This is a genomic window from Candidatus Proelusimicrobium excrementi (assembly GCF_937881865.1).
Taxonomy (GTDB): domain Bacteria; phylum Elusimicrobiota; class Elusimicrobia; order Elusimicrobiales; family Elusimicrobiaceae; genus Proelusimicrobium; species Proelusimicrobium excrementi.
In genome coordinates this window covers 21,349-34,893 of sequence record NZ_CALGEO010000008.1, presented here as the reverse complement: position 1 = coordinate 34,893, position 13,545 = coordinate 21,349, and the positions used below count along the sequence as shown (strand labels likewise).

Sequence of the window (13,545 nt, the reverse complement as noted above, 5' to 3'; positions counted from 1 at the left end):
ACCACCTTTTCAGGTGGTTTTTATATTTTACCGAGAGAGGGACTCGAACCCTCACGCCCTTGCGGACAATGGTTTTTGAGACCATCCTGTCTACCAATTCCAGCATCCCGGCGAAATCTTAAATTGTTTGTTTCTTACAGCTTATACATTAATTCTAGCAAATTTAAGGCGCGTTTCCAAAATAAAATTAATATTTCGGCGGAAATTCGCCCGTTTTATTGTTTTTTAATTCTGCGGCATATTGACGATTGAGCCCCTTTCCTTTATGTTCCACGTCGGGTTTACAAAGTTTATCACGCCTTCGGCTATCGTCGAGCCCAAAATATTTATAAATCTTTCCTGTTTAAGCAGTTCTTCCTGATAAGGAATCATCATATACACGTTTTCTATCAATATTGAAGGCACTTGGGGGGAACTCCTTGTAACGGAAAAATCCGCCTGAATAATGCCTTCCGTCGGCAGGCCGACGTTCTTTATAAAACTGCTTTGCATGGCCTGGGCAAAAGGCAGGCTGTGCGGATAATAATAAAATACGGAAGAGCCTCTTTCCCTGGCGAAAGGATCTATAAAATCCGGCAGGGCGTTGTTGTGAACGCTGATAAAAAGGTGCGCGCCGTTTTGGTCTATCTTTTCGGTCCTTCTGCTTAGCGGCATATTTTCGTTCTCTTTTTTTGAAAGGAAAACTTCCGCCCCCAAACTTTCAAGGTGGCTTTTGGCCGAAAGGGCTATGTCGTAATTGGCTTCGTATTCCAAAAGCCCGCTCGGGCCGACGGCCCCGTCGTAAGGGATAGTCCTTTTGGGGGAATGGCCCGGGTCAAGCACCACTTTAAGGCCGTTTAAAGGTTTTTCTTCTGTAAAGTTAAATTTAGGCTGATGATAAAGTTCAAAAATCAGATTGTTGTCATCATACCTGTAAGTGTAGCCCCAAAGTTTGGCTCCGTTTTTATAATTGGCTTTGATTTTTTTGGCTCCGTCGGAAAGTATTTCATAGTCAAGGCCGCTTATAAGTTCGTCTTCGCTGTCGCTCATAATGGTATTTAGGGCTTGGGTATAATATAAAACTATATTGAAAGAATCATGCGTTTCTTCCACTTTAAAACTTACCTTTTCGGTGTTTTTAATGGTTAGAACGGTTTTGCCTTCCTGCGGGGAAGCGGAAATTTCCCAAGCGATGTTTTTCGGTTTTCTTAGTTCGGACGAGGGGTTTAGGAAGCGTCTTTCAATCCACCCGATGATTTTATCGTCCAGTTTTACCCGGTATAAATTATTTATTCTGCCGGTAATTTCCACATTGCCGAAGAGCTTTGTATCAAGTATGTGTCCGTTTGGCTGAGGGGCGGGCCTTAAGCGGGAATCTTCCCTTATTACTTTAGCCGTTTTTGAGGCTTTGCTTTCCGGCAGGATTTTAATGCGCCCCAGTGAAGAGGCTTTCGCTTTAAGTTTGCCGTTGTCGTCATACATATAATAAGTTACTTTTGACGCTTTGCCCGAAGGTTCGGCATTGTTGAAATTCACGGTTTTTTTGTAAATGCCCGGTTCCCGCTGGGAGGCTATCAAAAGCGCGTCTTTAAAATAGTCGCCCGCGCTCATTTTTACCACCATATCCGGCGTGCCCGCGACGGTAAAATCCAAAATGTCGGCGGAAGAAAGCTCAACGTCGCTGGCGGGGAACAGGCTTGAAGTGTCAAAGCCCGGTTTATCAAGATACTTCCTGTAGTCAAAACCTCTTACAAAAACGCTTCTTATGTACTTATGTGTTTTTTCCGTGTCGGTAAATTCTATTATAAAATCCATATTCCCGGGGGTTACCGGCAGATAAGTAAGCCAGGTTCCCGTGCGGTATATCGGCACATCCGCGCCGTTTATCGTCAAAAGCCCGCCGCCGGAGTGCACTTTGCCGAAGAGGAAAATCCCTTTCGCTCCTTGCGCTATTCTGGTGTTTTGGTGCGGGTATTCAACGGTAACGGGCAATATTTTATCCGGGTTTTTATCCTGTACGGTCAAATTCGGCGCCGTCGGGAGGCTCTGTTGGGCAAAAACTGCGGCGGCCGAAAACAATAAGTAAATTAAGATTGCCGTTTTTTTCATACTAATAAAATGATAACATAAAAATATGGTACAGCGCGATAAAATCGTCAAAGATATAAATGAGCTTTTAAACGTGGCCCTTACCCCCGAACATAACGGTTTGCAGGTGGAGGGCAAGACGGAAATTAAGAAGATAGTTTTCGGCGTGTCGGCTACTATGGAGCTGTTCAAAGCGGCCAAAGCCGCGGGCGCCGATATGGTTATGACGCACCACGGCCTTATCTGGAACACGGCGGAAAATATTACCGGCGTTTTCGGCCGGCGCGTTGCGTTTTTGATAAAGAACGACATCAATTTGGTTTCTTATCACCTGCCTTTGGACAGACACCCCGTTTTGGGCAATAATGCGGGCCTTGCCAAGCTGATGGGGCTTAAAAACATTAAGCCTTTCGGCGCATATCACGGCATAGACATCGGCTTTATGGGCGAAGTCAACCCCGCAAGGGATATGGAATCTTTTTGCGCGCTTTTAAACGGGGAATGCGTAATCTGCGGCAGAAATGAAATCCGCCGCGTCGCGGTGGTAAGCGGCGGCGCGCATGATATGCTGGGCCAGGCGATTAACGCCGGGGTTGATTTATTCGTAACCGGCAGCCGCGACGAATACGTGCTTGAGCAGTGCCGCGAGGCCGGCCTTAACTTTATAGCCATGGGGCATTACAATTCCGAGGTGTTCGGCATAAAAGCACTTATGGAATATATCAGGAAACATTATAAAGTTGAAACAGAATTTATTGATATACCCAATCCATTCTGAAGGAGGAATGAATTATGGACAAGTTGTTTAAAAACATAGAAGGGCTTAAGGATTATATTCTTGAACTGCAGACTAATATGACTCGCCTTCCGGCGGTATCACCGGAACAAGGCGGAAAGGGCGAATTCGCCAAAGCGCAGTATCTTGAAAGCGAACTTAAGAAACTTAAATTTGACGAGATTTTCCGCATAGACGCGCCCGACGCCAACGCCGAGGGAGGCATAAGGCCCAATATCATAGCCAAATATTACGGCAAAAACAAAGACGTTACCTTATGGCTTTTGGCCCACATGGACGTAGTGCCCGAGGGCGACAGAAACTTATGGAACACCGAGCCTTTTAAACTTACTTTGGACGCCGACGGCGACACCATATACGGCCGCGGCGTGGAAGATAATCAGCAAGCCGTTGCGGCGGCTTTGGGCACGGCGAAAGCCGTAATGGAAACGGGTGCGGAAATCCCGGTAAATCTCGGCATAATGCTTTTGGCCGACGAAGAAACCGGCAATAAATACGGTATGGACTATGTTCTTAAACAACGCCCGGATTTGTTCGGCAAGAACGACAGCTTTTTGGTGCAGGACTCCGGAGACCCGGCAGGATGCGAAGTCGAAATAGCGGAAAAGAACGTTTTTTGGATAAAATTTACCACCGAAGGCAAACAGTGCCACGGTTCTATGCCGGCCAGCGGCAATAACGCAATGTATGCGGGCGCGCAGCTGATTATCCGTTTAAAAGAAGGTCTTTACGCCAAATTTGATAAACGCGACGCTTTGTTTGCGCCGGATAACAGCACGTTTGAGCCTACCAAAAAAGACGCCAACGTGCCGAACGTAAACACCATTCCCGGTACGGACGTGTTCTATATGGACTGCCGTATGCTTCCTTCTTACGATCCTCAGCTTTTTAAAGATGAAGTCGCTTCCATAGTAAAAAGCGTTGAGAAAGATTTTAAGGTAAAAGTAACCTGGGAGATAATCCACAGCGCGGTTTCAAAAGCGACTTCGCCCGAAGCTCCGATAGTAAAACTTTATTGCGACGCCGTAAAAGAAGTAAATAAAGTGGAGCCCAAAGTTTTGGGCGTCGGCGGGGGAACTTTCGCCGCGGAAGTGAGGAACCTGGGATTGGCGGCCGTAGTCGGCTCCAAGATCTACGGATATCCGCACGTCCCTAACGAAAAATCCAGCCTTAAATTTACCTTGGACGATATAAAAGTAATCACTTATATTCTTATGCATTTGAAATAAGATGAAAAAGAGTATATTTACTACTGAAATTATAGTCGTTATTATGGCCGTGGCCGTTTTGGCGTGGTTATCCGCCCGGAAGATTAACGTAATCCGGGCGGAAGCCTCCGCGGCCGCTTCCAAGGAAAGTCTTATCATGCTGCAAGATGCGGTAAACGTATATCGTTGGGATAACGAAAACCGCTGCCCGGAAAGCTTGGCTCTTTTAGTTCCGGGTTATATAGAAAAAATTCCGCCCGCTTATAAAACTTTGTCGGATTATGATTCAAGCGTAAAGTACGGCTCTTACGGTTTGCTTTTTGACGGCGTCGGCGGCTGGATTTTTGACAATGATCCACAGTCCGAACACTATTGCGAAGTGTTCTTAAACATTTAGGAGCGTATTTTGATACCGGATATTTTTATTCTCGTTTTATCTTTTGTTTTAGGGTTGGTTATAGGCAGTTTTCTTAATGTTTGCATTTACAGGATACCTGCTAAAATTTCGGTCGCGTGGCCTCCGTCGCACTGCCCCAAATGCAAGAATAAAATAAAATGGTATGATAATATCCCCGTACTCAGTTATTTGTTTTTGGGCGGCAAATGCCGCAGCTGCAAAGAGAAGATTTCTTTGGAGTATCCGATAGTCGAATTTGCAACCGCCTGCCTTACTCTTTTATTTGTTTGGAGATTGGGCCTTACCTGGTGGCTGCCTTTCGCGCTTGTTACGCTTTACAGCCTTATAGTTTTATCCGTAATAGATATGAAGCTGATGATTATCCCCGATAGGTTCTCCTTGGGTTTGATAGTCGTCGGTTTGGCCGCGTCTTTTGTAAACCCGGCTTTTGAAGGGAGCGTATGGAACAGGCTTGTTTCTTCCTTAATAGGCGGCGCGGTAGGATTCTTCGGGTTGTGGATAACGGCCGTTATCGGCCAGCTTATTTTTAAGAAAGAGGCTATGGGCGGCGGCGATATAAAACTTATGGGCGCAATAGGCGCGTTAAGCGGCTGGATAGGCGTTATAAACGCTTTGATAGTTTCCTCTTTCGCCGGGGTTTTTTACTTCGGTATTTTGATGCTTTTGAAGAAACCGGCGGAAAACAACGCCATACCTTTCGGTCCTTTTTTAAGCGTAGGGCTTATAGTCAACATACTGCTTCCCAACTTTACTTTATATTAAGTCTGTTTTGATTTCTTAACTTAAATACGGGCGCAAGGTTTAAAACTTTGCGCCCGTTGTTTAATCTGTCGGTTGGTCTTAGGTGATTTTCGGATTTAATTAATATGCGGGTAAGTTAAGCTGAGCGCATATTCCGCTTCCGTTGTCTTTGCAGATTATATTATTGTCATCATAATATCTGGTAAGCGTATATGCCTTGGTGCCGGTTCTTTTTGCGACGGCTTTGCCGGAACCGTTTGCGGTATTTGATATTTCAACCTCAAAATTATTCGTTTTAAATGATTTTCCTTTGAAAGGAATATTCGCAGGCTGAATGTCCAAAAGTGATAAATCCGTGGGATATTGGCCGCGTATGAGCTTTGCTCTTTGCATTGAAGAGCCTATATTCCTAAGATACGCGGACATTTCTTCTGCTATATCCTGCTCCGGGTTTGATGACGCCGAAAGCATAGGCGCGGCGGATTCGTTAAATATCTTTAAAAGATTTTCTTGCAAGTTTTCAATCTTTTCAATTCTCCAATAATTTGAATGCTTCTTCATTCCCAGCACAAGCTTTACTTCCTCTTCGGATTCGGGCAGCAATAAAATAACTTCGACGGAAGCCAAATCCTCGTCTTTTTTAAGGGTTTTTAAAGATTTTATTTTGCTTTTGGGCATTTCTCCGGCGGATGAATTGCCTGAGTTCTTTTTAATCCCTTCAAGGATGTTTTGCTTTAATGCGGAAACGATTTGCGGCTTCATTGCTGAAGCAAAACCCGTTATCATCATATTCATCATATCGTTGCTTTCGCCGCCTCCGTAGCTGTTGAGGCTTTCCCGTACTATCACGTCGATGGTATCACTCAGCACCGAGTCTATATCTATATATTTTTCAATCATCATGGAATCATTGGCTTGCAAGGCCAAACCCGCTTTTGCCAATGAATAGGCCGGGCTTTCCTTCCAGCTGTTATAGGCAAACCATGCTCCTGCGGCGCATAATACAATCAGTATTAATATTACGGCTAATGCTTTTTTCATTTTAGGCTCCTTAGTTTATATATCAAATCCCGGGATTATTTTTAGCCGGTTTTAATCCGTTTTTGGGGCAGTATCCGGCTATAAGGCACTCCTCGCATTTTGGGCCGCGCGCGTGGCATATTCCCCTGCCGTGCCAAATAAGGGCGTGGCTTATCCAATGCCAATATTTTTTATCAAGCAATTTCATTAAATCTTTTTCTATTTTTATCGGCTCGGTGTTTTTTGTAAGGCCTATTCTGTAAGAGAGCCTTTTAACGTGCGTGTCGACCACGACGCCTTCCGATATGCCGTAGAAATCCTGCAATACCACATTTGCCGTTTTGCGGGCCACTCCGCGCAGTTTAAGCAGTTCTTCCATACTTGAGGGGACTTCGCCTCCGTATTTTTCAAAAAGAACTTTTGAAGTTTCGGAGATAGATTTTGCTTTTGCGTGATAAAACCCCGTGGATTTTATTATTGATTCTATTTCTTCCAAAGAAGCTTTGCTCATTTCTTTTGCGGAAGGGAATTTGGCAAACAACTTCGGCGTAACCATGTTGACGCGCACGTCGGTGCACTGGGCCGAAAGAATTACGGCGCACAAAAGCTGAAAAGCGCTTTGATAGTGTAAAGCGGTTTTCGTTTTTGGATAAAGTTTTTGTAAATCTTTAATCAGTTTCGGAAGATTTTCTTTTTTTAAAAGCATAATTCCTCAATATTACGGTTATAAATAAAATAAATATGTCGGTTAAAATTATCATGGCTCCGCTTGGCATATTAAAGATAAAGGCCAGATAAATCCCGGCTGTTACGCCCGTTACGGAAAATGCAGAAGCCAAGATAAGGGCTCTTTTAAAAGTTTTGGCCAGCTGCAAAGCGGCCGTCGGCGGGATTATTATCATCGCCGATACAAGCATTATCCCGACGACTTTTAAAGCTATTACCACCGCCGCAGCGGAAATCAGCACCAAAAGTATATTTATCCTTTCCGTGTTAACCCCGGCCGTTTTGGCGAAGTTCTCGTCAAAAGTTATGGCTATCAAGTCATTATAAAAAACGTATACCAGGGTAAGTATTATCAAAGCGAGCGCGGCGGCCAATATAAGTTCCGCGGCGTTTACGGTCAAAATGCTTCCGAAGAGAAAGGAAAGTAAATCCACGTTGAACCCGCCGGCCAATGCCGCTATAATCAGGCCCAGAGATATCCCGCCCGCGGCGATAATTCCCAGCGCGCTGTCGGAGTGGACTTTTGCGCTTGAACTTATTTTGTATATTCCCAAAGAACTTAACATCACCACCGGTATGGCCATAAACACTGGGCTGGTGTTGGTTATAAGGCCGAGTGCTATTCCGCTTAAGGCCACATGGCTAAGGCTGTCGCCGATTAAAGAAAGTCTTTTAAGTACCAAAAATACGCCCAGCACCGCGGTTATTACGGCTATAAGCGCGCCGGCTATAAGCGCCTTCTGCACAAACGCGTAAGATAAAAACTCAATGACGCTCATGATTATGCTCCTTTTCAAAAGGGCAGCAGCCCTCTCCGTGCAGATGATCCATAAGGTGCGGCGTATAAGGCCCGAAGTATTCCGTAACTTTTTCGGAGCGGCAGAAGGCTTGTTTTTCGCCGCTGAAAATCAAATTTTTATCTATGATTATAAAATTGTTTACGTACTTGCCGATGTCGGCGATGTCATGCGTGATCACCAAAACTGCGGTATCCGAACTTTTGTTTATTTGGGAAAGCATCTCAAACAGGCTGTCGCGGGAGGACCCGTCCAAAGCCGTGGAAGGCTCGTCCAAAATTATAAGTTCCGGATTGTTTACCAGCGTCCTTGCCATAAGCACGCGCTGCTGCTGCCCGCCGGAAAGTTCATTGAAAAGTTTATCTTTGTATTCAATGCATTTCGTCGTTTCCATTACGCAAAGCGTGCGTCGGTTGTCTTCGGCGTTGAATATGCGCGGCATTTTCTTGGAGCTTAAAAGCCCCAGCCTGGCTACGTCAAAAGCCGTCAAAGGCATAAGCTTGGGCGGAGTGGCTTTTTGCTCCAGGTAGCCTATTTTACGCCAGTCTTTGAAATGTTTTAAATCCCGCCCGAATAATTTTATACTGCCTTTCGCAGAAGGAAGCAAGCCGAGAATCGCTTTGACAAGCGTCGTCTTTCCTCCTCCGTTTGGGCCGAGTATGCCGGTAAAATCGCCGGGCTTTACGGTAAAAGAAACGTCTTTAAGGGTTTCTTCCCCGTTGTAGGAAAAAGATAAATTTTTAACTTCTATTATATCCATGTTCAAGCTTTGCAGTTAAGCCCTTTTGCCAGGCTTTCCATATTTTTTATCATAAGCTGCCTGTAGGTGGGCTTTTGCTCAAAATCCTTTTTGGTTATATGCTCTATCGTATATAAATGCAAAATTTGCGCGCCGGTTTCTTTGGATATTTGTTCGGCCACGGCGGGGTTTACGGTTTCTTCCGTAAAGATGTATTTGACGCCGTTTTGTTTTATGTTTTTTATCATTTGCGCCATATCTTTGGGGGTCGGTTCCGCGTCGGCGTTGACGCCGGATAAAGGCTTAAAGTTAAGCCCGTATCTGCGCGCCGTGTAGCCGAAAGCCAAATGGCCTATATGGTAAATGTCTTTGCTTTCGCAGGCGGAAAACATTTGCCCGTACATGCGTTTAAGCATGGTAATTTCATTATGGAAATTTAAAATATTTTTAAGCAGCTGTTTTTCCGTGTCGGGATATTGCGCGGAAATATAATACGCCATATTTTCCGCCATTACCTGAATATTGTCAAAATCCATCCAAACGTGCGGGTCTTTAGGGTCCGTTTCCGGCAGGTTTCTTTCAAGAGGAAAGGCCTTTTCCCCGCCGAGCTTTTTCGCCCAAGGCTCAAGTCTGTCGTTTATATAAAAAAGAAATTCCGCTTTTTCTATATTGGCTATGTCCTGCGGCAGCGGTTCAAAACCGTGCGGCTGGGAGCCGGGGGGAATAATCATTTTTATTTCCGCCACGTCTTTAAGCACCTGCGAAGCCAAAGTATAGCTTACATAATCGGCTTCGGCGGTTTTTATTGAAAGTTCGTTTTTTTGTTCCGGGGCCTGTTCTTTGGCGCATCCCGCAAAAAAAACCGGCGTCAGGGCCGCAAAGGCCCCGACGCTTAACAAAAGTTTCATCATGCGGTTCATCAGATGATACCCAAGGCCTTTCCGCACTTTTTAAAAGCGGCGGCAGCCTTTTCAAGCTGGCTGATTTCGTGCCCGGCCGTAACGATGGTTCTCAATCTTTCTTTGCCTCTGGCTACGGTGGGGAAGCCTATCGCCAGAGCGAAAACGCCTTCTTCAAACAGCATTTTGCTTAAAGCGTGGGCTTTTTGCGTATCGCCTACCATTACCGGGGTTATGGGCGTTTCGGAAGAGCCCGTGTCAAAGCCGGCTTTTTTCAGTTCTTCTTTAAAGAACTTTGTATTGTCCCAAAGTTTTTTAAGCCTTTCCGGCTCATTGTAAATTACGTCAAGCCCGGCCAAGCAGGTGGCCACTACGGCTGGGGGATGGGAACTTGAAAATAAAAACGGCCTCGCCACCGATTGCATATATTGCTTTAAATTATGGCTGCCGGCGACGTATCCGCCTATTGTGGCGAAAGCTTTTGAAAGCGTGCCTATCTGTATGTCAACCTTTCCTTTAAGGTTGAAATGGGCCACTGTTCCCCTGCCATGAGGGCCGATAACGCCGCTTGCGTGTGCGTCGTCAACCATGCTGATGACGTCGTATTTGTTGCAAAGTTCGGCTATTTCCGGCAGTTTGGCGATATCGCCGTCCATGCTGAAAACTCCGTCGGTAACCAACAGTTTTCTTCTTGCGGAGCGGACTTCCGGCGATTCCAAAATTTCTTTTAAATGCGCCATATCGTTGTGGCGGTATATTTTTTTCTTCGCTTTGGAGAGTCTGCCGCCGTCTATTATCGAGGCGTGGTTGAGCTCGTCGGATATTAAAACGTCTTCCGGGCTGGTCATGAGGCTTTGGCAGGTGGCCGTATTTGAAGTGAAGCCGGACTGTATCACTATGGAATCTTCCGTCCCTTTAAATTCGGCGAGGCGTTTTTCCAATTCTTCATGCATGGAAGTCGTGCCTATTATCGTGCGTACGGCGGCTGTGCCTATGCCGTATTTTTCGGTCGCTTCCACGGCGGCTTTAACTACCTTCGGGTGTGTGGTAAGGCAAAGATAATTGTTTGAAGTAAGGTTGATGACTTCTTTTCCGTCTATCGTGGAAATCGGCCCCTGCGCGCTTTGAAGCACATTGGGCTCAATAAAACGGTTTTCCGCTTTGAGCTGAGTTATTTCCTGTTCTAAAAATTTCATTTTATCCATTTTCGGCTCCTTATATTACGGTATAAGCAAGATTTTGCCGCATTCCTTTTTGGGATCCATGGCGATTTCAAAAGCTTTTGCAAAGTCTTTCATCTTAAAAGTATGCGTGATTACGGGCCTGGGGTCTATGGCTTTGCTCTTTAAAAGGCTTTCCATTTTGTACCAGCTGCGGAAGATTTCCCTTCCGGCGATGCCTTGCAGACGTACGGCCTTGAACACTATTTTATTGGCGTAGTCTATATTTATATTTTCTTTCGGCAGGCCGAAGCAAACCATTCTCCCTGCTGGCTTGACCGCTTCCAGCGCAAGATTTATCGCCCCGGGATTGCCGGACATTTCTATTACGATGTCTATGCCGGATTTGTCGCCGCCGGCTTCAATGATTTTTTTAAATGTGTCCGGGTCCATTGGGTTAAGCACTACGTCGGCGCCCATTTTCGCCGCCAAATTCTGGCGGAAGGGGGAAGTTTCCAAAGAGATTACCTTCGCCGCGCCGCAGGCTTTTGCTATTTGTGTGGCAAAAAGCCCCTGAGGGCCGCAGCCGGAAACCAACACCGACTTGCCGACGATATCTTCCGAAAGCGTGGCAAACACCGCATTGCCCAAAGGTTCCATTATGGAGCCGATGTCTTTGCAGGAATCGTCGGAATGCTTCCACGCGCAGCGCGCGGGAATGGCCGCGTACTCGGCAAAGCCGCCTTGCGTGTCTATGCCTAAAATTTTCAGATTGGAACAAACGTGTCTTTGGTCATTGCGGCATTGATAGCATAAACCGCAGAATATGTGCGACTCCACGGAAACGAAATCGCCTTTGTTAAATCCTTTGGCTTTATCGCCTATTTCCACCACTTCTCCGCAAAGTTCATGGCCGAAGATAAAAGGTATCGGCATTCTTTTTGCGGACCAAGAGGTATAGGCGTATATCGGCAAGTCGCTTCCGCAGATTGAAGCGGCGTGTATTTTTATAAGCAGTTCGTCGCTTTTTATTTGCGGGACTTCGGCGTCTATATATTCCGCGCCGGGGGCCGCTTTGGTTTTACAGATGGCTTTCATATAATGTAATCTCCTTGTCTGCTTAAAACTTGCGTAAGAATCGCGGGCAGGCACTCCGCGTTTAAAAAATTATTTTTCTTCTACGGAAACTTCTCCGTAAAAGGTTTTTAAATCTATTTTGCTGTTATTTTTGTATTCTTCGCCGAGTTTAGGCAGATATATTTTTATATCGCCGGAAAAGGAATGGGCCGAAATGCTTAAAGGATTTTTAGGCAGTGCGGTCCACCTTGCGCTTAATTTGCCCTGCGAAGAATAAAACATTAAATTTTCGGCCGAGCCGGTCATCTTGCTGTTTCCGCTTGTGTTGAGTATGGATATATCGTGGGCCGAGCCCGTTACGGAAACATTGCCGCTTACCGTTTTTAAAGCCAGGTCTTTCCCTTTAAAATTCCTTATCGTGATTCTGTCGGTGAGAGTTTCCGCCGTAAAATTTCCGCCTATGTCGGAAGTTTCTATAACCCCCTGACCGGTGTAGGCGCGCGCGGTTTTTGAATTGATTGAAAAAAATCTTATATCCCCGGTTTGGGAAGAGGCGTAAATATGTTTGTTTTCCCCGGCTTGCAGCCTTGTTGCGCACCTTGAGCGCGGTATCATAAGTATTTTTTTGAGCAGAGCTCTTTGCTTTTTCGGTTCTATTACAATTTCAATGACGTTCTCGCTGGGGCGTTTTAAAGTCATGGAGCATAGGCTTGAACGCCACGTGACCGAACTCTCGCCGCCTCTTTCCGGTACGACGGTAATATCCGCTTTTTGGGAAGAAATAAAAATATCCGTATAAGAATCAGTTTTAAAAGTTTGGGTCTTCTCCTTAGCTTGCGCGAAAAGCGTCAGGCAGAGAAACGCTGAAGATACCGATATTATTTTTTTTATCATATAATTACCTTATAGGCGTATACAGAAAGTATATATATTTAATATCGTTTGTAAAAGCCGAAAATTTCAGGAGAGTGTATTATGAACGTGTTTTATTTCCTGCTGTTGGCCTTTTTTTGGGGAACGGCATATGTTGGAGTAAAATATACGGTTGACGTTTTTGATCCGTATTTTTCTTCATTTTTAAGAGCGTTTATCGGTTTCGTTTTCTTTACCGGCTGGTTTTTGATTACGAAGCAATCTTTTTATCTGCCCAGGAAAGAAGCCTGGCGTCCCTGGCTTGCCGGTATGCTGGTTATGGGCGTGCCTTTTATCTTCCTTTATTGGGGGCAGCAGTTTCTCCCGCCCGGCACCGGCGGCATTTTTAACGGTACGGTTCCGTTGTGGGTTTTTATCATAGCCGCGATTACGCTTAAAGGGCAGGATCGCTTTACGTGGCGCAAAGCCATAGGCGTTATAGTAGGCTTTATCGGCCTGATGTTCGTCTTTCAGCCGGCTTTGCAGGCTTATACTTCGGCCTCGATGGACAAAATGGCGCTTTACGGCAGTATTTCGCTGTTGATGATGGCGATTTGTTACGCAAGCGGAAACGTTCTTATCAAATATATTATGATAAACAAAATCACTTGGCAGCAGAGCGTCTTCCATCAGTATTTGTTTACCACGATATTTTTGTTTTTCGTGGCTTTGCTCGCCCGCGCGCCTTTGCCGTCCTTGGAGCAGGCTTTGGCGCCTAAAGTCGTAATTTCGATACTTTACGTGGCTTTGTGTTCTTCGGCCGCGGCTTTGCTGCTTTTGATGAAGCTTCTTAAAGAATGGGGCGCGTTAAGGGCCAGCTTGGCCACTTATTTTGTTCCGTTCATTGCGGTGGGCAGCGATTTCTTGTTAAACGGCAGAGTGCCCGGCAAGTATGAAGTTATCGGTATGGTTATCATTATAGCCAGCCTTGTACTTATACAGTTTGATAAAAACGGCTTTAAGAAATCTGCGTAGAGCATATCGG

General features: G+C 45.5%; 14 protein-coding genes and 1 tRNA gene. 5 read left to right on the top strand and 10 right to left on the bottom strand.

Annotated features, from left to right (window positions below):
- Positions 1-28: 28 nt before the first annotated feature.
- Together ACQY26_RS00610 and ACQY26_RS00605 are read right to left on the bottom strand one after the other, a co-directional pair.
- Positions 29-112, bottom strand: a tRNA-Leu gene (locus ACQY26_RS00610).
- 113 nt (positions 113-225) lie between these two features.
- Positions 226-2,088 carry an N-acetylmuramoyl-L-alanine amidase gene (locus ACQY26_RS00605; RefSeq protein WP_428047147.1) on the bottom strand — a complete coding sequence of 621 codons (1,863 nt, stop codon included), beginning with the start codon at positions 2,086-2,088 and terminating at the stop codon, positions 226-228.
- 25 nt (positions 2,089-2,113) lie between these two features.
- Between ACQY26_RS00605 and ACQY26_RS00600 the strand changes: the two genes are divergently transcribed.
- Genes ACQY26_RS00600 through ACQY26_RS00585 form a run of 4 tightly spaced genes read left to right on the top strand, consistent with a single transcriptional unit; the run spans position 2,114 to position 5,251 of the window.
- Positions 2,114-2,845, top strand: coding sequence for a Nif3-like dinuclear metal center hexameric protein (locus tag ACQY26_RS00600; RefSeq protein ID WP_428047146.1), 732 nt, complete (start codon positions 2,114-2,116; stop codon positions 2,843-2,845).
- Positions 2,846-2,859: 14 nt separating this feature from the next.
- A complete protein-coding gene (locus ACQY26_RS00595; protein WP_428047145.1) occupies positions 2,860-4,092 on the top strand; it encodes a M20 family metallo-hydrolase in 1,233 nt (410 codons plus the stop codon).
- 1 nt (position 4,093) lies between these two features.
- Positions 4,094-4,468 carry a hypothetical protein gene (locus tag ACQY26_RS00590; protein WP_428047144.1) on the top strand — a complete coding sequence of 125 codons (375 nt, stop codon included), beginning with the start codon at positions 4,094-4,096 and terminating at the stop codon, positions 4,466-4,468.
- Positions 4,469-4,477: 9 nt separating this feature from the next.
- Complete coding sequence (locus tag ACQY26_RS00585; protein WP_428047143.1) at positions 4,478-5,251, top strand: prepilin peptidase; 774 nt, start codon at positions 4,478-4,480, stop codon at positions 5,249-5,251.
- A gap of 99 nt (positions 5,252-5,350) precedes the next feature.
- Here the strand turns inward: ACQY26_RS00585 and ACQY26_RS00580 are convergent, their stop codons facing one another.
- The 8 genes from ACQY26_RS00580 to ACQY26_RS00545 all read right to left on the bottom strand — a co-directional run bounded on the left by ACQY26_RS00580 (position 5,351) and on the right by ACQY26_RS00545 (position 12,542).
- The gene (locus tag ACQY26_RS00580) at positions 5,351-6,271 is read right to left on the bottom strand and encodes a hypothetical protein (RefSeq protein WP_428047142.1); all 921 of its coding nucleotides are present in this window, start codon (positions 6,269-6,271) and stop codon (positions 5,351-5,353) included.
- 22 nt (positions 6,272-6,293) lie between these two features.
- Positions 6,294-6,956 (bottom strand): endonuclease III, encoded by a 663-nt coding sequence (gene nth, locus ACQY26_RS00575; protein ID WP_428047141.1) that lies wholly within the window; start codon positions 6,954-6,956, stop codon positions 6,294-6,296.
- On the bottom strand, positions 6,919-7,755 hold the full coding sequence (locus tag ACQY26_RS00570; protein ID WP_428047140.1) for a metal ABC transporter permease: 837 nt from the start codon (positions 7,753-7,755) through the stop codon (positions 6,919-6,921). The genes nth and ACQY26_RS00570 overlap by 38 nt, the downstream gene beginning before the upstream one ends.
- On the bottom strand, positions 7,742-8,533 hold the full coding sequence (locus ACQY26_RS00565) for a metal ABC transporter ATP-binding protein (protein WP_428047171.1): 792 nt from the start codon (positions 8,531-8,533) through the stop codon (positions 7,742-7,744). The genes ACQY26_RS00570 and ACQY26_RS00565 overlap by 14 nt, the downstream gene beginning before the upstream one ends.
- Before the next feature lie 2 nt (positions 8,534-8,535).
- Positions 8,536-9,423, bottom strand: a complete 888-nt coding sequence (locus ACQY26_RS00560) for a metal ABC transporter solute-binding protein, Zn/Mn family (protein WP_428047139.1) — start codon at positions 9,421-9,423, stop codon at positions 8,536-8,538.
- A gap of 8 nt (positions 9,424-9,431) precedes the next feature.
- Positions 9,432-10,616 (bottom strand): glycine C-acetyltransferase, encoded by a 1,185-nt coding sequence (locus tag ACQY26_RS00555; RefSeq protein WP_428047138.1) that lies wholly within the window; start codon positions 10,614-10,616, stop codon positions 9,432-9,434.
- Positions 10,617-10,631: 15 nt separating this feature from the next.
- Positions 10,632-11,669, bottom strand: coding sequence for an L-threonine 3-dehydrogenase (gene tdh / locus ACQY26_RS00550; RefSeq protein ID WP_428047137.1), 1,038 nt, complete (start codon positions 11,667-11,669; stop codon positions 10,632-10,634).
- A 69-nt stretch (positions 11,670-11,738) separates the two neighbouring features.
- Complete coding sequence (locus ACQY26_RS00545) at positions 11,739-12,542, bottom strand: DUF4097 family beta strand repeat-containing protein (RefSeq protein WP_428047136.1); 804 nt, start codon at positions 12,540-12,542, stop codon at positions 11,739-11,741.
- Between the two features lie 81 nt (positions 12,543-12,623).
- Here ACQY26_RS00545 and ACQY26_RS00540 point away from each other — a divergent pair, with 81 nt between their 5' ends.
- Positions 12,624-13,535: a DMT family transporter gene (locus ACQY26_RS00540; protein ID WP_428047135.1), complete on the top strand. Its 912-nt coding sequence runs from the start codon at positions 12,624-12,626 to the stop codon at positions 13,533-13,535.
- Positions 13,536-13,545: the final 10 nt, after the last annotated feature.